The organism is Ralstonia insidiosa (assembly GCF_008801405.1).
GTDB classification, from domain to species: Bacteria; Pseudomonadota; Gammaproteobacteria; order Burkholderiales; family Burkholderiaceae; genus Ralstonia; species Ralstonia insidiosa.
On sequence record NZ_VZPV01000001.1, the window covers coordinates 1,520,129 to 1,537,579 of the forward strand.

Sequence of the window (17,451 nt, forward strand, 5' to 3'; positions counted from 1 at the left end):
AAAGGAGACATCATGACGACCACCACGCCGCCCATCAGCCGGTTTCCCGTTCCTGAACTGGCTGACATTCCCGGAGACATTCGCGCGCGCATCCTCGAAGTGCAGGAGAAGTCCGGCTTCGTGCCGAACGTCTTCCTTGCGCTGTCGCACCGGCCCGATGAGTGCCGTGCGTTCTTCGCCTACCACGACGCGCTGATGCTGCGCGAAGGCAGCAGCCTGACCAAGGGCGAGCGCGAGATGATCGTGGTGGCCACCTCCGGCGCCAACCAGTGCCTATATTGCGTGGTCGCGCACGGGGCCATCCTGCGCATCTACGAGAAGAATCCGCTCGTGGCTGATCAGGTTGCCGTCAACCATCGCAAGGCTGACATCACCCCGCGCCAGCGCGCCATGCTCGACTTCGCGATGAAGGTCTGCACGGCCTCGCACACCGTCGACGAGGCCGACTACGACGCATTGCGCGTGCATGGTTTCGACGACGAGGACATCTGGGACATCGCCGGCATCACGGCCTTCTTCGGCCTGTCGAACCGCATGGCGAACGTGATCTCGATGCGGCCGAACGATGAGTTCTTCCTGATGGGCCGCCTGCCGCGCGAGAAGAAGTAGGCGGCCGGTCGGTCTAGGCCGTCAGTTCACGCAATGCTTCAAGCAGCTTGACGGCGGGGCTGGGCAGGATGCCGTGGCGGCGCCGGAACGCGGTGAGCGTGCGGCGCGCCACCAGCCCGGGAATCGGCAGCGGCTCGATCACACCGGCGCGGCGCTCGGCGTCGATCATCGGTTCGGCCATCCAACTCAGGAAGCCAGAGCGTGCCACCAGACTCTTGAGTGCCGTGACCGAGCGCGTTTCCACCACAATGTTGGGCAGCCCCAAGCCGGCTGCCTCGAACACCTGCCGCATGTGCTCGTAGGGGCCAGTGCCGCGCGGCGGGATGGCCCACGGTGCAGACATCGTATCGGCCAGTGTCAGGGCAGGGCGCTGGCGTAACGAGTGTTCCGGCGACGCGACCACGAAGCTCGCGTCTTCCCAGCGGCAATCGGCAATCGCGATGATCTCGTCCGTATCCGGCATCGCCATGGACAGCGCAAGGTCGATCTCGTGCTTGACGAGTCCCTCGGCCAGGCGGTCCCACACGCCTTCCAGAATTTCCACACGCAGGTTCGGCCAGCGCGCCACCACCGTGCCGACGGCTAGCGGTAGGACGTAGCTCGCGATGCTGCCGACCGCGCCTACGCGGATGGTGCCCTTGGCAAGCCCGCGCATCGCGTCGATCTCTTCACGTGCGTAGTCGGCCTCGTGTTGCAGCAGCGTGGCGTGCGGCAGCAGCGCCTGTCCAATGACGGTGAGTTGCATCCCCTTGGAGTGCCGCTCGAACAGGGGCGCCCCCACCTCGTCTTCCAGACGCTTGATGATGCGGCTGAGCGCCGGCTGCGTGACGTGCAGGACCTCTGCGGCGCGCCCGAGGCTGCCGGCCGAGACGATGGTGGTGAAAGCGCGCAACTGGCGCAGATCGAAAGGCATGCCAAAAGGTAATGACTTTCGTCTGAAAATTCAATATCGCGCAAGGTGGGTGGCTCCCATACTGGGCGGCCAATGCAAAGAGCAATACAAGGAGACGCTGCATGACCCGCACTTCGCTCGCGCTTGTCACGGTGCGCGACGCCACGATCGAGCTGCTTCGCCGGCTCGGCATGACCCACGTGTTCGGCAATCCGGGGTCCACCGAACTGCCGATGTTCCGGGATTTTCCCGAAGACTTCCGCTACATCCTCGGTCTGCAGGAGGCCGTGGTGGTCGGCATGGCCGACGGCTATGCGCAGGCAACCGGCAACGCCGCGCTGGTGAATTTGCACTCGGCGGCTGGCGTCGGCAATGCGATGGGCAACATCTTCACGGCGTTCAAGAACCGCACGCCGCTGGTGATCACGGCCGGGCAGCAGGCGCGGTCCATCCTGCCGTTCGATCCGTTTCTCGCCTCCAACCAAGCCACCGAACTGCCCAAGCCGTACGTCAAATGGAGCATCGAGCCGGCGCGTGCGCAGGACGTGCCGCTGGCGCTGGCCCGCGCGTATCACATCGCCATGCAGGAGCCGCGCGGGCCGGTGCTGGTGTCGATCCCCGTGGATGACTGGGATCAGCTGACCGAGCCTGTCGCCGTGCATGAAGTGGCGTACGAGGTGCGGCCCGATCCTGTGACGCTCGCGCGCATTGGCGATGCGCTGGATGCGGCGCAGCGGCCGGCATTTGTGGTGGGGGCAGCGATAGACCGTGCCGGTGCATGGGACGCCGTTGTGCAGCTTGCCGAAGCGCACAACGCCCGTGTGTTTACCGCGCCCATGGCGGGGCGAGGTGCGTTTCCGGAAGACCACCGCCTGTTCGCCGGTTTCCTGCCGGCAATGCGCGAGAAGATCGTCGCTTTACTGCAGGGGCACGACGTGGTGTTTGCGCTTGGCGCACCGGCGTTCACGTATCACGTGGAAGGTCATGGGCCGCACGTGCCGGTGGGGGCCAAGCTCATACAGCTGATCGACGATCCGGCTACCGCATCCTGGACACCCGAGGGCATCTCGGCCGTCGGCAACATCCGCCTCGGCGTGCAGGACTTGCTAGCAAGGCCCGCGCCGCCCGCTCGACCGCTGCCTGCGGCCCGCGTCAAATCGCCGCGAGCCGAGCCGGCATCGCCCATGTCGACGGCCTTCGTTTTGCAGACGCTCGATGCCGTGCGCGGCCCCGCAGACATCGTCGTCGAAGAAGCACCGAGCGCGCGCTCAGTGATGCAGACCTATCTGCCGATGCGTCGCGCGGGGGCGTTCTACACCATGGATAGCGGGGGATTGGGCTACGGCATGCCTGCCGCTGTGGGCGTGGCACTCGCCAAGCCGGGCACGCGCGTGATCGGCCTGATTGGCGATGGCTCGAGCATGTATTCCATCCAGGCGTTGTGGAGCGCATCGCTGCTCAAGTTGCCCATGACGTTCGTGATCCTGAACAACCGCCGCTATGCTGCCCTGCAGGATTTCGCGCCGGTGTTCGGCTTTGCACCCAACGACCCGGTGCAGGGCACGGACCTGCACGGCATCGACTTCGTCGGACTGGCTCGCGCCATGGGCTGCTCCGGCGAGCGCGTGACGGACCCGCACGCGCTGGAGGCCACACTGCACACCGCACTGCAATCCACCGGACCAACCCTGATTGAAGTGGAGATCGCCTGATGACGAATACGAATGTCGCCCCGCTGGAGGGCGCGCAAACCATCTCGATGCTGATCAATGGCGAGCGCGTGCACGCCAGCAATGGTGCGGTCTTCGAGCGGCGCAACCCGCTGGATGGTTCTGTGGCGACGCGCGCGCCTGCGGCCACGGTGGAGGACGCACGCAATGCCGTCGACGCCGCTGCCGCTGCGTTCCCCGGCTGGGCTGCCATGGGGCCGACCGAGCGTCGCGCGTTGCTGATGCGCGCCGCCCAAGCGCTCGAGGCCAAGGGCGCCGCCTTTGCTGCTGCCATGGCTGTGGAGACCGGCGCCTCTGCGATGTGGGCGGGCTTCAACGTGCACCTGGCCGCCAGCGGCTTGCAAGAGGCGGCCGCCATGGTCACGCAGATTGCCGGGGAGATTATCCCCTCCGACGTACCTGGCAGCCTGGCGATGGGTGTGCGTCAGCCCGCGGGCGTGGTGCTTGGCATAGCGCCGTGGAATGCGCCGGTTATTCTGGCTGTGCGTGCGATCGCGCTGCCGCTGGCGTGCGGCAATACCGTGGTGCTCAAGGGCTCGGAGATCTCGCCTGCCACGCACGGACTCATTATCGAAGCGCTGCAGGAAGCGGGGCTGCCCAAGGGCGTCGTCAACTTCGTGACGAATGCGCCGGCCGATGCCGGTGCCATCGTGGAGGCGATGATTGCGCACCCCGCTGTGCGGCGCGTCAACTTCACGGGCTCGACGCGCGTGGGGCGCATCATCGCGCAGACCTGCGCCACGTATCTGAAACCCGCTGTGCTGGAGCTGGGCGGCAAGGCGCCGTTGCTGGTGCTGGCTGATGCGGACATCGACGCTGCGGTGGATGGCGCAGCGTTTGGTGCGTTCGCCAACTCGGGCCAGATCTGCATGTCCACCGAACGCATCATCGTCGATGAGGCCATCGCCGATACGTTCGTTGCCAAGCTGGCCGCGAAGGCCGCTTCGCTGCCGCTGGGTGATCCGCGCAAGGGGCCGGCGGTGCTCGGCTCGGTGGTCGACATGAGCACGGTCGTGCGTTGCAACCACCTGATCGACGACGCGCTTGCCAAGGGTGCGAAGCTGCTGTGCGGTGGCAAGGCCACCAACACGTTGATGCCCGCCACGCTGCTCGATCACGTGACGACGGACATGCTGATCTACTCGGAAGAGTCGTTCGGCCCGGTCAAGGGCATCGTGCGTGTGCGCGGCGACGATGCTGCCATCGCGTGCGCCAACGACAACGCATATGGATTGTCGTCTGCCGTGTTCAGCCGTGACGTGGCGCGCGCTATGAACGTGGCGCGCCGCATCGAATCGGGCATCTGCCACATCAACGGCCCGACCGTACACGACGAAGCGCAGATGCCGTTTGGTGGCGTCAAGGCGAGCGGCTTCGGGCGCTTTGGCGGCCGCGCGGGTGTGGCCGAATTTACCGAACTGCGCTGGATGACGGTGCAGACCACGCCGCGCCACTACCCATTCTGAGATGCGCATGAAGATCGCCATTCAGGGTGCGGGCGCCATGGGCTCGCTGTTCGGCGGGTTGCTGGCGGAAACCGGCGAGCAGGTCACGTTGCTCGACATCAACGACGCGCACCTCAGTGCAATCACCGCCCACGGCCTGCGGCTGGAAACCGACACCGGTGACCGCCACGTGCGCAGCCTGCAGGCGTTGCGCCCAAGTCAGGCAACGCAGGTGCCGGATCTGCTGATCGTCTTCACGAAATCGATGCACACGCGTGCTGCGCTGGCGAGTGTGCGTCAGCTGATCGGGCCGTCCACGTATGTGCTGACACTGCAGAACGGTCTGGGCAATGTCGAGGCGCTGGCTTCGGCGGTGCCGCAGGAACGCATCCTCGTTGGTGTGACGACGTGGCCTGCGGATCTGGCGGGGCCCGGCCACGTGCGCTCGCATGGTGCCGGTGTGATCCGCATGATGACGGCCGATGGTGTTGATCGGCCGATGCTGGAGCGTGTCGTCAGTGTCTTGTCCGACGCGGGTCTGCGCTGCCAGGCCGATGCCAACGTATGGGGCGCCGTGTGGGAGAAGGTTGCCTTCAATGCCGCCCTCAATCCATTGTGTACGGTGCTGAATCGCCCGGTCGATGCGCTGGGCGTGGTGGAGGATGGGCCGGCACTCGCGCTGACCATTGTCGAGGAAGTGCTGGCGGTGGCACGAGCAAGCGGTATCAGTGTCGACGCAATCAAGGTGAGTGACGACGTGCGCCATGCCATCGTCGCGCATCGCGGGCACAAGCCGTCGATGCTGCAGGACGTGCTTGCCGGGCGCCCGACCGAGATTGAGTCGATCAACGGCGCTGTGGTCGTTGCGGCGCAACGGCATGGCGTGCGTGTGCCGCATACCGAGACGCTGATGCAGTTGGTGCGACTGGTGCAGGCGCAATCCGCGCATCCGCAAACACCCTAGTTGGACAGGAGGCGGGCCCGCTTATATTGTTAACATGTTAAATAAATGGCGCGCAGACGCCAGCCCATTGGAGACAACCCCATGCTGTGCAGCTTCAGACTGGCGAGCGCGTCTAGCGCGCTTGCACAGGCGTATGCGCCTGGTTCGCCATCCGGCCGTTCCACCTCTCAGCGGAGGCCGGTATGAGCCAGGATCGCGCCCCCATCGACATCGGCAGTGTCCTGGACGACGGGCCGTTTTCGTTTGCCCAAAAGGCCGCCGTGTTGCTCGCGGCATTCGCCATCGTTATGGATGGTTTTGATGGCCAGTTGATCGGCTTTGCCATCCCCGTGCTCATCAAGGAGTGGGGCATCACGCGCAACGCATTTGCGCCGGCGGTGGCGGCAGGGTTGATCGGCATGGGCATCGGCAGTGCGCTGGCCGGCTTGTTTGCCGATCGTTTCGGGCGGCGCTGGGCGCTGATCGGCAGCGTGTTCGTGTTTGGTGTGGCGACCTGCATGATTGGTTTCGCACCCAATGTGGCGACGATCGCCGCGCTGCGCTTTATCGCGGGCCTCGGCATTGGCGGCGCGCTACCAAGCTCGACGACGATGACGGCGGAGTTCACGCCGGCCCGGCGCCGCACGCTGGCCGTGACTGCCACCATCGTGTGCGTGCCCCTGGGCGGCATGCTGGCGGGGATGTTCGCCGGCCACGTACTGCCGATCTACGGATGGCGCGGGCTGTTCTGGATTGGTGGCGCGCTGCCGCTGGTGCTTGGGTTCGTGCTGGTCGCAGCGTTGCCGGAGTCACCTCGATTCCTGGCGCGTCGCCAGTCGCATTGGCCACAACTGGCCAGGCTGCTGACGCGCATGGAGCGTTCCACGCCAGCTGATGCCACCTTCACTGATCTGGCTGGCCAGAAGGTCATCCAGCACGCTGGGTTCCGCTCGCTCTTTGCGCCGGGGCAGGCGCGCGATACGGTGGCGTTGTGGGCGGCCTTCTTCATGTGCCTGCTGGCGGTGTACGCAGCATTCAGCTGGTTGCCGACCATGCTGGCCTCGGAGGGGTTGAGTGTGGCCGTGGCGGGGCAGGGTTTGACGGCCTACAACCTGGGCGGCGTGATCGGTGCGCTGGTGTGTGCCGTGGCGATCGCGCGCTGGGGATCACGCTGGCCCATGGCATTGTGCTGCATCGGCGCAGCACTGAGCGCGTTCGCTATGCAGGGTGTGGATGCCCGGCAGAGCACGCAATTGTTGATCGTCGGCTTGGGCTTGCATGGGCTGTTCGTCAACGCGGTGCAGTCGACCATGTACGCGCTGTGTGCGTTTGTCTATCCGACGGCGGTGCGCGCCACGGGCACCGCCTCAGCCGTCGCATTCGGGCGACTGGGGGCGATCTTGAGCGCGTTCGCTGGTGCCATGATCATCACGGCAGGTGGTTCGAGTGCTTACCTGGCAATGCTGGGGATCGCCATGCTGGTGGTACTGGGTGCGTTGCTGGTGATGCGGGAGCAGATTCCGCGGTTGACGGTACTGCGGACCGCCTGCGCATCGCCTTCTGCGCCGGTGCATCCGCACGGTAGTCCTGCGAAACCATAGGGCGCAACCGCGATGATGACCGGCCCGATTTTTTTCGGCCATCGGCGGTGCTCAGATGCCCCGTAGCCAGTCCACGCGCTTGTTGTGATTTGGCTTTAGGGGGCTATCGTTTATTGAGCGGCAGAGAAGCACAAGCAGCCTCTGCCGAGCAGAATATCGAGGCTAGCTCACCCGGATGCTTTGCCTGGTAAGCGCGATAGTAGATGTTGCTCCCTCCCAATCCGAGATGTCCGACGTCGTTGTGCTTGTACAGATCGACGCCGGAGATTTCGGTGTAGCAATGCTCTGCATCGCAAGGCACGTCGTATGTGTGGATGATCGGGATATCGGAGAAGGCCTTTTTCAGTCGCCCAAACAATGCCTCGGTGGGGCGATGCGCAGTTCTTGCCAGCGTTGCCGGATAGGTGCAATTCTCGTTCTGTGGACGGATACCGTATAGGCGATTGGATGCACAGTTCTCCAGCTCAGGCGGTGCGACTGGAACATCGTCGACCAGTACCACACGCTTTCCTGCCGCTCTCAAGCGGGCGACGGTATCTTCAACGTAGTGATCGCCAGGCATGAAGCCGTGCAGGGTCGGTTGTGGACGATCCCCTGTATCGAGATTTATGTAGTTGGTCCATGCCGCAGACATGATGACAACACCAATGTCCGCACGCGCCAGGATGTGTTCCATGACCAAGCGGTCGTGCAGAAGGCAGCCTTCCCTGTGATTCTGATAGGTAGGGTTGCCGGCGCGCGCTGGGCCATCGGCTATCGGGGGGCACATGGTATGCGCCACGTCATGAATGGAAAGGCCGTAGTCCTTTCCAAGCGTGTCCATGAAGCTGATGAGTTGATATGCATGGGAATCGCCCCAGAAGATCGCACGTGTGGCCGCTTGAAGATTCCCCACGCTGCAATCGGCGGCGGGAGTGACCTCGACCTTGTTCCAGCAACGTTGTGCTCGGTCTCCGTCAAAGATGGAGCGGCCGGTCTGATCAAAGCTCTGGCGCAGCGCTGACGGGTAGAGCGCCACGAAGTGATTCGTCCATTTGGACGCAAGTGCGAGGGTGCCCAAGACTGCGGCAGGCGCCAGGAAAAGGAGAAGCAGGCTTTTCCGCGTCGACCACTTCGCGTTGCGGATGCGTTGCTCAACCAGGTGGTGTGTCGGTATGGCAATGGCAACGCACAGCAGCAATCCCACACAGGTCCACGCATTTGACGTCAGATGGAACTTGCGCAGACCAAAGAAGATCGGCCAGTGCCAGAGATAGAGTGCATAGGACAGCTTCCCGAGATAAACCATCACGGGGTTTGACAGCGCTGACGTAAGAAAGCGCGCCTGGTCACCGCTGGCGATGACCAGCGCAGCTCCGAGGCATGGCACCAAGGCATAGAGGCCTGGCATCGGAGTCGCAGGCGTGTACATAGCCGTGCACGCCGCGACTATCGCGAGTCCCAGCACCAGGATAGCGTCGTAGCGCAGACGGTACTGCGCGGCGGCTGCCTGCAGCGGGAGGAGTGCCAACAGCGCACCAATCAGGAACTCGAACCCTCTTGTCTGGAGTTCAAAGTACGCGCGCGGTAGAACATGCGACACCGCATACTGGGAGTAGGCGAGTGATCCCAGAAAGAGGGCGCTCGTCACGGCAAGCAGGATGCCTGGTTTCGCTCGCCTTAGAAGCAGGAGCAGCAGCGGGAACGCCAGATAGAACTGCTCCTCGACCGAGAGTGACCATGTATGCAGAAATGGCAATTGGTCCGCCGTAGCATCAAAATAGCCGGTCTTTCGTGCAAGGAAGATGTTTGAGTAGAAGATGGCGATGAAGAGTCCGTTCTTCAGGGCGTCATAGCCTTCTTCCGGAAATTGAAAAATCAGGCAAAAAAACAGTGTCGCGCTGACCATGCAATACAAGGCCGGGGCAAGTCGGCGAACACGTCTCGCATAGAAGTTCCCCAATGAGAAAGTTCCGGACCGTTGGGTGCGAGTGATTGATCTTGTGACCACGTAGCCCGAGATCACAAAAAAGACATCGACGCCAATGTAGCCCCCGGAAAACAAGCTCAAATGCGCGTGACAGAGTATGACGGCAAGCACTGCAATGGCGCGTAGGCCGTCGATGTCGGGGCGATAGTGCTTGGGAGTCTTATGGGAGGCTGCACTTGAAGAGGTGGTGTTGCGGCGAATGGGCGCACTAACATTTACCTCTGTTCTTTGCAAAGCTACCGTTGTTGTGTTACCAGCGATCATGACCCGCTTAATTTCCCCCGGTTGGCATACTACGGAGCCATTGCGGGAGAGTGGTGCAATTAGCTACGACAACGTTTGCCAATCGTTAATTTTTTTTGAGGGGCGGATGATACACAAAAATAAACGATCAAGTATTGATGTACGCCTCTATGTGTAGAAAGCAATAGAAAAAGCAACAGGAATGCTTTTCACCAAGGCTATTTAAACGGGTAGAGCGACGGATGAGGTTCCAGACAGATCCGAGCGGGGCAGAGGTTCAACCAGATTTTGATGTCTGGTGGGCGTCGCAGATGCTGTGTTGCCGTCGCTCAAGCCAAGTTTGAGGGGCGCTTCGGTCTGTGCTATTCGGCGATGCGTGCCAGCCACCCGAGATGCATCGGGTGGGGGCGTGAGGTCGGATATCGTGACGTCTGGGTTCAGGCAGGACCCGCAATGCCGGGTCGTCCATTCTGACAGACGTCGATGCCAGAGCGGCTGAGCTCCACTTCAGCAGACGTATATATCGACGGCGCACGGGATGACTCTCAAAAGAGTCATGGCCAATGTCTCTGGGGCGGCAAGTTGTCCGTGAATTTCAGGAAAACTTGCTGTGCACTACATCAAGATGATGTCGTACTGCTCCTGGCTGGCCGCGGACGATTCCACCTGCAGCGAGATCGGCTTGCCGATAAAGTCGCCCAGCATCGCCAGGTGCTGGCTTTCTTCTTCCAGGAACAGATCGATGACGGATTGCGAGGCCAGGATGCGGAACTCGCGCGGATTGAATTGCCGGGACTCGCGCATGATCTCCCGCAGGATGTCGTAGCACACCGTGCGCGGCGTCTTGACCTGGCCCTTGCCCTGGCACACCGGGCACTGCTCGCACAGCACGTGCGCGAGCGATTCCCGCGTACGTTTGCGCGTCATCTCCACCAACCCCAGTTGCGAGAAGCTGTTGACCGTGATGCGTGTGCGGTCGCGCGACAGCGCCTTGCGTAGCTCCGCTAGCACCGCATCGCGATGGTCGGCGGACTCCATATCGATGAAGTCGATGATGATGATGCCGCCCAGATTGCGCAGCCGCAGTTGCCGCGCGATGGTGTGCGCAGCTTCCAGGTTGGTCTTGAAGATCGTGTCGTCAAAGTTGCGCGCGCCCACGTAACCGCCGGTGTTGACGTCGATGGTGGTCATCGCCTCGGTCTGGTCGATCATCAGGTAACCGCCTGACTTCAGATCAACCCGGCGCGACAGCGCACGCTCGACTTCCGCCTCGATGTTGTACAGATCGAAGATCGGCCGCTCGCCGGTGTAGTGCGTCAGGCGCTCGACCACAGCCGGCGTGTATTCCTGCGCAAATTCGACGAGCTTCTGATGGTTCTCGCGCGAATCGACCTGGATGCTGCGCGTTTCGTCCGTCACGAAATCGCGCAGCACGCGCTGGGCGAGGTTCAGGTCCTGGTACAGGATCGACGGCGCGGGAAGGGTGGTGGCGTTGTGGCGGATGGTCGCCCAGATCTTGCGCAGGTAGGCGACGTCGTTGGCGAGTTCTTCGTCGGTCGATTCTTCGGCGATGGTGCGCACGATGAAACCGCCGCGCTCCTCGGTCGGCACCATCGCCGTCACGCGGGCGCGCAGCGCTTCGCGCTCGGCCTCGTTGCCAATCTTTTGCGAGATACCGATGTGTGGGTCTTGCGGCAGATACACCAGCGTGCGGCCAGCAATGCTGACTTGCGTGGAAAGGCGTGCGCCCTTGGTGCCGATCGGGTCCTTGATGACCTGCACCATCAGCGCTTGGCCTTCGAACAGTGTTTTCTCGATGGCGACCTGCGGCGTGGGCGGGGCGTCCTTGGCATCGCGCGGGTGCCAGATGTCGGCCACGTGCAGGAACGCCGCGCGTTCCAGACCGATGTCGATGAAGGCCGATTGCATGCCAGGCAGCACGCGCACAACCTTGCCGAGGTAGATGTTGCCGACCAGCCCGCGCGTGAGTGTGCGCTCGATGTGGAGCTCTTGAACGGCGGCTTGCTGGACGATGGCCACGCGCGTTTCTTGCGGCGTGATATTGACGAGGATGTCTTCGGACATGGGATACCTGGAGAGCGGGTTTCAGCACCCGCCTCTACGCTTGTCGTGCGCCCGAAGCGTGTCTTGAAACCGGCCCTCGCACGCTGCTCGGCGCGTGCTTCGGCGGCCGGTCAGAGGGCGAGTTACAGCGTGATGCCCGCCTGTGCGAGCAGCGCTGCCGTCTCGAACAAGGGTAGGCCCATGATACCCGAATAGCTTCCCGAAATATGGGCGACGAAGGCGGCTGCGCGGCCCTGGATGCCGTACGCACCGGCCTTGCCAAAGGGCTCGCCGCTGGCGATGTAGCGGGCGATGTCGTTGTCTGTCAGTACGGCAAAGCGCACGTCGGAAATGGACAGCGCGTGCATCGGCGTGCCGTCGGCTTTGACGACGGTGACGGCGGTCAGCACGCGGTGTTCGCGGCCGGACATGCCGCGCAGCATGCGGTGGGCATCGGCTGCGTCAGTCGGCTTGCCGAGGATCTCGCCGCCCAGGCACACCGTGGTGTCGGACGTGAGGATCGGCAGGGCGGGGAGGTTGCGTGCGATGCGGCGGCGCACAGCCGCCTGCGCCTTCAATGCGCAGACGCGTTGGACGTAGTTGTCGGGTGTCTCGCCGGGGAGTACGGCTTCCAGCGCTTCGGCATCTTCATCGCCATCGGCCAGCAGCAGTTCGAAGCGCGCGCCGATCTGCCGCAGCAATTCCTGCCGACGCGGGCTTTGCGAGGCGAGATACAAGTGTGGGGCGCCGGTTGCTTCCATCGTCATACCCGGTGATACGGGTGGTTTTGCGTGATGCTCCACGCGCGATAGAGCTGCTCGGCCAGCAGCACGCGCACCATGCCGTGCGGCAGGGTCAGGCTCGACAGGCGGATCAGCATGCGGGCCTTGGCCTTGAGCGCCGGGTCCAACCCGTCCGCACCGCCAATCACGAAAGCGATGTCGCCGCCTTCCTGTTGCCATCCGGTGAGGGATTCGGCAAGTGCCACGGTGGTGAGGTCCTTGCCGCGCTCATCCAGCGCGATCATGCGGCAGCCCTTGGGTAGCGCGGCTTCGATGCGCGCGGCTTCGAGCTGCATGACGGTGGCGGCGGTGCGGCTGCCCGAGCGCTGCTCGGGCTTGATCTCGCGCAATTCGATGCGCAGTTCGGGCGGCATGCGCTTGGCATATTCAGAGAAGCCGTCCTCGATCCAGGACGGCATCTTGTGCCCGACGGCGACGATCAGCAACTGCATGGCGAGATTGCCTGCGCGGTGTTACGACGCGCGCTTCTTGGCCGGCGCGCGCTTGGCTGCCGTCTTGGTCGCCGTTTTTGCGGCAGTCTTCGTGGCGGGCTTGCCGGTGCCGGTTGCGCGTTTGCTGGCGGGCTTTTTGGCGGCAGCGGTCTTGGCGGGCGCCTTCTTGGCCGGTGCTGCAGCCTTGGTCGGGCGCTCACCGGCCAGCGCCGGCTTGGTAGTGCGGCGCTTGGCCGGCGTGACCTCTTCGGCCTCGTCTTCCTCGTCGTCGTAACCTTCGCTGGCCTTGGGCAGGCCGCGCTTGCTGGTTCCGCCGAGTTCGACGCGCACCGGCTTGTCGCCCCAGATTTCTTCCAGGTTGTAGTACTGGCGCAGTTGCGGCTGGAAGATGTGGACCACGGCGTCGCCGCAGTCAACCAGCACCCATTCGCCCACGTCTTCGCCTTCCACGGCGATGACGTGGCCGCCGGCTTCCTTGACGGCGTCACGGACGGACGCGGCGAGGGCCTTGGTCTGACGATTGGACGTGCCGCTAGCGATGACCGTGCGGTCGAACAGCTCGGTCAGGTGGGTCGTATTGAAGACCTTGATGTCTTGCGCCTTGACGTCTTCGAGCGCGTCGACGATCACGCGTTGTAGTTTGCGAATATCCATACTGAGTGAGAAGAACGTTTAAAGGGCGAGAAAAAAGGTCAAAAAAGCGCGTAAATACAGTGAATCACGCGGTCAGGCACTGACCGTGCCATTGGCACGGCGATACAGCGAATGCGATTGGATCAGGTCGGCCACGCCGGCGGGCAGGTCGGCGTCGCAGCGTTCGCCGGCGGCGAGCAGCTGGCGCAGGCGGGTGGACGACAGGTCGACGGATAGCGTCTGGTCGATCCACATATGGCCGGCGGGAGCGCATTGTACCAATGCCGTGTCACCCCGGCGCACATCCAGCTCGCGTTGCACCGGCGCGTGCAGAGCGTGCAGGTCGAAACCGGGGCGCGTGGCCACGCACAGGTGCACGTATTCGAACAGGTCTTGCCAGCCATGCCAGGTGTCCAGGCCGACGAGCTGGTCGGCGCCCATCAGCCACGCCATGGAGGTTTCCGGCCCGTAGACGCCGCGTAATTCACGCACGGTGTCGATGGTGTAGCTGGGGCCGTGGCGGTCGACTTCCATGCTGCTCGCGTGAACCCGGGCGCGGCCACCGCGTACCGCTTTCGCGGCCAGTTCAGTCATGGCAAAGCGCAGCGGGGCGGGGGTGATGTCGGCGGCTTTTTGCCACGACACGCCGGTCGGAATCCACAGCAGTTCGTCCAGATCGAGCCGGGCGATGCACAGTTCGGCCAGGGCGATATGGCCGACGTGCGGCGGATCGAATGTGCCGCCCAGCAAACCCAGGCGATACGGGCGGTCGAGATTGGGGCGCACGAAGGTGGGAAGCGTCATACCCAGTCGCGCGCCGGCAGGAAGTCGGTGTACAGCGCCGCTTCCGGCGAGCCCGCTTCGGGTTGCCAGTCGTAGCGCCAGTTGGCCACGGGCGGCATCGACATCAGGATCGATTCCGTGCGGCCGCCGCTTTGCAGGCCGAACAGCGTGCCGCGGTCGAACACCAGGTTGAACTCAACATAGCGTCCACGGCGATAGGCCTGGAAGGCGCGTTCGCGCTCGCCGTACGGCGTGGCGTGGCGTTGCTCGGCGATGGGCAGCCAGGCGGGCAGGAAGGCGTCGCCGACGGAGCGCATCATCTCGAAGCTGCGCTCGAACCCCAGTTCGGCAAAGTCATCGAAGAAGATGCCGCCGATGCCGCGCGCTTCCTTGCGGTGCTTCAGATAGAAATAGTCATCACACCACTGCTTGAAGCGCGGATAGAGCTCGTCGCCGTACGGGGCGAGGGCGCCCTGGCAGGTGCGGTGGAAGTGCGACGCGTCTTCGGTGAAGCCGTAGTAGGGCGTGAGATCCATGCCGCCCCCGAACCACCAGACGGGTTCGGCATCGGGCCGCACGGCGACGAAGCAGCGCACGTTCATGTGCACCGTCGGTACGTACGGGTTGCGCGGGTGGAAGACCAATGACACACCCATCGCTTCGAAGCCGCGTCCGGCCAGTTCGGGCCGGTTGGCGGTGGCCGACGGGGGCAGGGTGTCGCCCATCACGTGTGAGAAGCCGACGCCGCCGCGCTCCAGCAGCGAGCCGCCTTCCAGGATGCGGGTGCGGCCGCTACCGCGCAGGCGTTCGGTGGGCGGTTTTTCCCACGAATCGGTGGCGAAGGTGCCGCCGTCGAGTGCGCCGGCAGCGGTGGTGATGCGGTCCTGCAGGTCCAGCAGGTAGGCGCGGACGGCTTGGGTATCCATCAGATTCGGGCGGGGCCGTTGGGGCGGCCGGGTCATACGGTTGTCACCATTGTAGCGGGCGGGCCGCTTGGGGCTTGTTGGGAATCACCCGGGGTGACGGAAGCCGCGCTTGCCCCATGGTGGGGCATCAGCGCGGCAGGGATCGCTCAATGGCGGATGGCGCGGTGGCCGATATCGGTCCGGTACTGGGCGCCGTCGAACTTGATTTGTTCGATGGCGTTATACGCGGCGCGCTGGGCCGCCTTGACGGTGTCAGCCAGGCCGACGACGCACAGCACACGGCCGCCGTTGGTGGTCAGCACGCCGTCCTTGAGCGTGGTGCCGGCGTGGAAGGTGACGCTGTCTTCCGTCTCCTTCGGGATGCCGGTGATGACATCGCCCTTGCGCGGCGTGTCCGGATAGTTGTGGGCAGCCATCACCACGCCCAGCGCGGTACGGCGGTCCCATTCGAGTTCCATGCCGTCGAGCTTGCCGTCGATGGCGCGGTCGAGCACGTCGTACAGGTCGGTCTTCATGCGCGCCATGATGGGCTGCGTTTCCGGGTCGCCCATGCGGCAGTTGAATTCGAGCGTCTTGGGCGTGCCGTCGGCGTCGATCATCAGGCCGGCGTAGAGGAAACCGGTGTATGGGATGCCGTCCTTTTCCATGCCGCGGATGGTCGGCATGATGATCTCGCGCAGCGCGCGGGCGTGCAGCGTGGGCGTGACCACCGGCGCGGGCGAGTACGCGCCCATGCCGCCCGTGTTGGGGCCAGCGTCGCCGTCGAGCAGGCGCTTGTGGTCCTGGCTGGTAGCCAGCGCCACCACGTTCTTGCCGTCGCACACGACGATGAAGCTGGCTTCTTCGCCAGCCAGGAATTCTTCGATCACGACGCGCGCACCGGCGTCGCCCAGGCGGTTGTCGGCCAGCATCATGTCGATGGCGCTGTGCGCTTCTTCGGCCGTCATCGCCACGACCACGCCCTTGCCGGCAGCCAGGCCATCGGCCTTGATGACGATCGGGGCGCCTTCCTGGTCAATGTAGGCGTGCGCTTGTGCCGCGTCGCTGAAGGTCTGGTACTTGGCGGTCGGAATGCCGTGGCGATGCATGAACGCCTTGGCAAAATCCTTCGACGACTCAAGCTGCGCCGCAGCCTGGGTCGGCCCGAAGATGCGCAGGCCCTTGCTGCGGAACAGATCAACGATACCGGCGGCCAGCGGGGCTTCCGGGCCGACCACTGTGAAGTGGATGCCTTCGCGCTCGGCAAACGCGGCCAGCACTTCCGGGTCCGTGATCGGCAGATTCTGCAGGCGCTTGTCGAGCGCCGTGCCGCCATTGCCCGGCGCCACGTAGACCACCTGCACCTTGGGCGAGCGTGCCAGCTTCCATGCCAGGGCGTGCTCTCGACCGCCCGAACCGACCACCATCACTTTCATGCTGTACCTACTCAAAAAATCGAAAACTGGAAAACAAAAACGGCGATCGGTCAGGTCGATCGCCGTTATGCGCGCGTCTCGGGCTTATTCCCCGATGACCGCGTTGGTGAAGACTTCCTGCACGTCGTCCAGGTTTTCCAGAACGTCGAGCAGCTTCTGCATCTTGACCGCATCTTCGCCGGTGAACTCGACTTCGTTCTGCGGCTTCATGATGACTTCGGCCAGTTCGGCCTTGAAGCCAGCGGCTTCCAGTGCGGTCTTGACCTTGGTGAAATCGTGGGGCGGGCAGATGACTTCGAGTGCGCCGTCTTCATGCGTGACGACGTCGTCGGCGCCGGCTTCGAGCGCGGCGTCCATCAGCTTGTCTTCCGGCGTGCCGGGGGCAAAGATGAACTGGCCGACATGGTCGAACAGGAACGCCACCGAGCCGGCGACGCCCATGTTGCCGCCGTATTTGTCAAAGCCGTGGCGGACTTCGGCCACGGTGCGCGTGCGGTTGTCGGTCAGGCAGTCGACGATGATGGCGGCGCCATTGATGCCGTAGCCTTCGTAGCGGATTTCTTCGTAGTTCGCGCCTTCCAGGCCACCCACGCCGCGCTGGATGGCGCGCTGGATGTTGTCCTTGGGCATGTTGGCGTCGGTGGCCTTGTCCATGGCCAGGCGCAGGCGGGGGTTCGAATCCGCATCACCGCCGCCCAGGCGGGCCGCCACGGTGATTTCCTTGATCAGGCGCGTCCAAATCTTGCCGCGCTTGGCGTCGGCAGCGGCTTTTTTATGCTTGATATTGGCCCATTTGGAATGACCGGCCATGAAACTCTCCGAGCGGAATGCGGTGGAAATGCTGTGGAATCTGGCGCCCAGATGGCGGTTTGACGCCACCTGCACGCTCTATAATCGGTCGTAGATTTTAGCATGCTGCACACGCCCGCCGACCCGTCCATCCGGTCGAGCAATAGGCGCCCGC

Annotated in this window: 15 protein-coding genes; 5 read left to right on the forward strand and 10 right to left on the reverse strand. The window is 63.8% G+C overall.

Annotated features, from left to right (window positions below; genetic code table 11):
* Positions 1 to 12: 12 nt before the first annotated feature.
* On the forward strand, positions 13 to 609 hold the full coding sequence (locus F7R11_RS07270) for a peroxidase-related enzyme (RefSeq protein ID WP_064802297.1): 597 nt from the start codon (positions 13 to 15) through the stop codon (positions 607 to 609).
* A gap of 13 nt (positions 610 to 622) precedes the next feature.
* On the opposite strand, the gene F7R11_RS07275 is transcribed toward F7R11_RS07270, so the two are convergent.
* Complete coding sequence (locus F7R11_RS07275) at positions 623 to 1,522, reverse strand: LysR substrate-binding domain-containing protein (RefSeq protein WP_064802299.1); 900 nt, start codon at positions 1,520 to 1,522, stop codon at positions 623 to 625.
* Between the two features lie 101 nt (positions 1,523 to 1,623).
* Between F7R11_RS07275 and mdlC the strand changes: the two genes are divergently transcribed.
* The 4 genes from mdlC to F7R11_RS07295 all read left to right on the forward strand — a co-directional run bounded on the left by mdlC (position 1,624) and on the right by F7R11_RS07295 (position 7,220).
* On the forward strand, positions 1,624 to 3,213 hold the full coding sequence (mdlC, locus tag F7R11_RS07280; protein WP_064802301.1) for a benzoylformate decarboxylase: 1,590 nt from the start codon (positions 1,624 to 1,626) through the stop codon (positions 3,211 to 3,213).
* Entirely contained in the window at positions 3,213 to 4,697 is a 1,485-nt protein-coding gene (locus F7R11_RS07285) for an aldehyde dehydrogenase (RefSeq protein WP_064802303.1), read from the forward strand. Before mdlC ends, F7R11_RS07285 begins: the two co-directional genes overlap by 1 nt.
* Before the next feature lie 7 nt (positions 4,698 to 4,704).
* The gene (locus F7R11_RS07290) at positions 4,705 to 5,640 is read left to right on the forward strand and encodes a ketopantoate reductase family protein (protein WP_064806217.1); all 936 of its coding nucleotides are present in this window, start codon (positions 4,705 to 4,707) and stop codon (positions 5,638 to 5,640) included.
* A 182-nt stretch (positions 5,641 to 5,822) separates the two neighbouring features.
* On the forward strand, positions 5,823 to 7,220 hold the full coding sequence (locus F7R11_RS07295) for an MFS transporter (RefSeq protein WP_082932790.1): 1,398 nt from the start codon (positions 5,823 to 5,825) through the stop codon (positions 7,218 to 7,220).
* Between the two features lie 103 nt (positions 7,221 to 7,323).
* Here the strand turns inward: F7R11_RS07295 and F7R11_RS07300 are convergent, their stop codons facing one another.
* The 9 genes from F7R11_RS07300 to F7R11_RS07340 form a co-directional block, all read right to left on the reverse strand.
* Positions 7,324 to 9,453, reverse strand: a complete 2,130-nt coding sequence (locus F7R11_RS07300) for an acyltransferase family protein (protein ID WP_082932791.1) — start codon at positions 9,451 to 9,453, stop codon at positions 7,324 to 7,326.
* Between the two features lie 594 nt (positions 9,454 to 10,047).
* Positions 10,048 to 11,517 carry a ribonuclease G gene (gene rng, locus F7R11_RS07305; protein WP_064802308.1) on the reverse strand — a complete coding sequence of 490 codons (1,470 nt, stop codon included), beginning with the start codon at positions 11,515 to 11,517 and terminating at the stop codon, positions 10,048 to 10,050.
* Between the two features lie 122 nt (positions 11,518 to 11,639).
* Complete coding sequence (locus tag F7R11_RS07310) at positions 11,640 to 12,257, reverse strand: Maf family protein (protein ID WP_064806219.1); 618 nt, start codon at positions 12,255 to 12,257, stop codon at positions 11,640 to 11,642.
* Positions 12,258 to 12,259: 2 nt separating this feature from the next.
* Positions 12,260 to 12,730, reverse strand: coding sequence for a 23S rRNA (pseudouridine(1915)-N(3))-methyltransferase RlmH (gene rlmH / locus F7R11_RS07315; RefSeq protein ID WP_021195091.1), 471 nt, complete (start codon positions 12,728 to 12,730; stop codon positions 12,260 to 12,262).
* A gap of 21 nt (positions 12,731 to 12,751) precedes the next feature.
* Positions 12,752 to 13,384 carry a ribosome silencing factor gene (gene rsfS / locus F7R11_RS07320; protein WP_064802309.1) on the reverse strand — a complete coding sequence of 211 codons (633 nt, stop codon included), beginning with the start codon at positions 13,382 to 13,384 and terminating at the stop codon, positions 12,752 to 12,754.
* Between the two features lie 72 nt (positions 13,385 to 13,456).
* Positions 13,457 to 14,167, reverse strand: coding sequence for a nicotinate-nucleotide adenylyltransferase (locus F7R11_RS07325; protein ID WP_064802312.1), 711 nt, complete (start codon positions 14,165 to 14,167; stop codon positions 13,457 to 13,459).
* Positions 14,164 to 15,072: an oxygen-dependent coproporphyrinogen oxidase gene (gene hemF / locus F7R11_RS07330; RefSeq protein ID WP_064802313.1), complete on the reverse strand. Its 909-nt coding sequence runs from the start codon at positions 15,070 to 15,072 to the stop codon at positions 14,164 to 14,166. The genes F7R11_RS07325 and hemF overlap by 4 nt, the downstream gene beginning before the upstream one ends.
* 146 nt (positions 15,073 to 15,218) lie before the next feature.
* Positions 15,219 to 16,487: a phosphoribosylamine--glycine ligase gene (gene purD, locus F7R11_RS07335; RefSeq protein ID WP_064802315.1), complete on the reverse strand. Its 1,269-nt coding sequence runs from the start codon at positions 16,485 to 16,487 to the stop codon at positions 15,219 to 15,221.
* A gap of 84 nt (positions 16,488 to 16,571) precedes the next feature.
* Entirely contained in the window at positions 16,572 to 17,297 is a 726-nt protein-coding gene (locus tag F7R11_RS07340) for a YebC/PmpR family DNA-binding transcriptional regulator (protein ID WP_064802317.1), read from the reverse strand.
* Positions 17,298 to 17,451: the final 154 nt, after the last annotated feature.

Bases quoted from the DNA above. Each gene is read 5' to 3' on its own strand.
- F7R11_RS07270 (WP_064802297.1), top strand. From the start codon at position 13: ATGACGACCACCACGCCGCCCATCAGCCGGTTTCCCGTTCCTGAACTG.
- F7R11_RS07275 (WP_064802299.1), bottom strand. From the start codon at position 1,522: ATGCCTTTCGATCTGCGCCAGTTGCGCGCTTTCACCACCATCGTCTCG.
- mdlC (WP_064802301.1), top strand. From the start codon at position 1,624: ATGACCCGCACTTCGCTCGCGCTTGTCACGGTGCGCGACGCCACGATC.
- F7R11_RS07285 (WP_064802303.1), top strand. From the start codon at position 3,213: ATGACGAATACGAATGTCGCCCCGCTGGAGGGCGCGCAAACCATCTCG.
- F7R11_RS07290 (WP_064806217.1), top strand. From the start codon at position 4,705: ATGAAGATCGCCATTCAGGGTGCGGGCGCCATGGGCTCGCTGTTCGGC.
- F7R11_RS07295 (WP_082932790.1), top strand. From the start codon at position 5,823: ATGAGCCAGGATCGCGCCCCCATCGACATCGGCAGTGTCCTGGACGAC.
- F7R11_RS07300 (WP_082932791.1), bottom strand. From the start codon at position 9,453: ATGATCGCTGGTAACACAACAACGGTAGCTTTGCAAAGAACAGAGGTA.
- rng (WP_064802308.1), bottom strand. From the start codon at position 11,517: ATGTCCGAAGACATCCTCGTCAATATCACGCCGCAAGAAACGCGCGTG.
- F7R11_RS07310 (WP_064806219.1), bottom strand. From the start codon at position 12,257: ATGGAAGCAACCGGCGCCCCACACTTGTATCTCGCCTCGCAAAGCCCG.
- rlmH (WP_021195091.1), bottom strand. From the start codon at position 12,730: ATGCAGTTGCTGATCGTCGCCGTCGGGCACAAGATGCCGTCCTGGATC.
- rsfS (WP_064802309.1), bottom strand. From the start codon at position 13,384: ATGGATATTCGCAAACTACAACGCGTGATCGTCGACGCGCTCGAAGAC.
- F7R11_RS07325 (WP_064802312.1), bottom strand. From the start codon at position 14,167: ATGACGCTTCCCACCTTCGTGCGCCCCAATCTCGACCGCCCGTATCGC.
- hemF (WP_064802313.1), bottom strand. From the start codon at position 15,072: ATGGATACCCAAGCCGTCCGCGCCTACCTGCTGGACCTGCAGGACCGC.
- purD (WP_064802315.1), bottom strand. From the start codon at position 16,487: ATGAAAGTGATGGTGGTCGGTTCGGGCGGTCGAGAGCACGCCCTGGCA.
- F7R11_RS07340 (WP_064802317.1), bottom strand. From the start codon at position 17,297: ATGGCCGGTCATTCCAAATGGGCCAATATCAAGCATAAAAAAGCCGCT.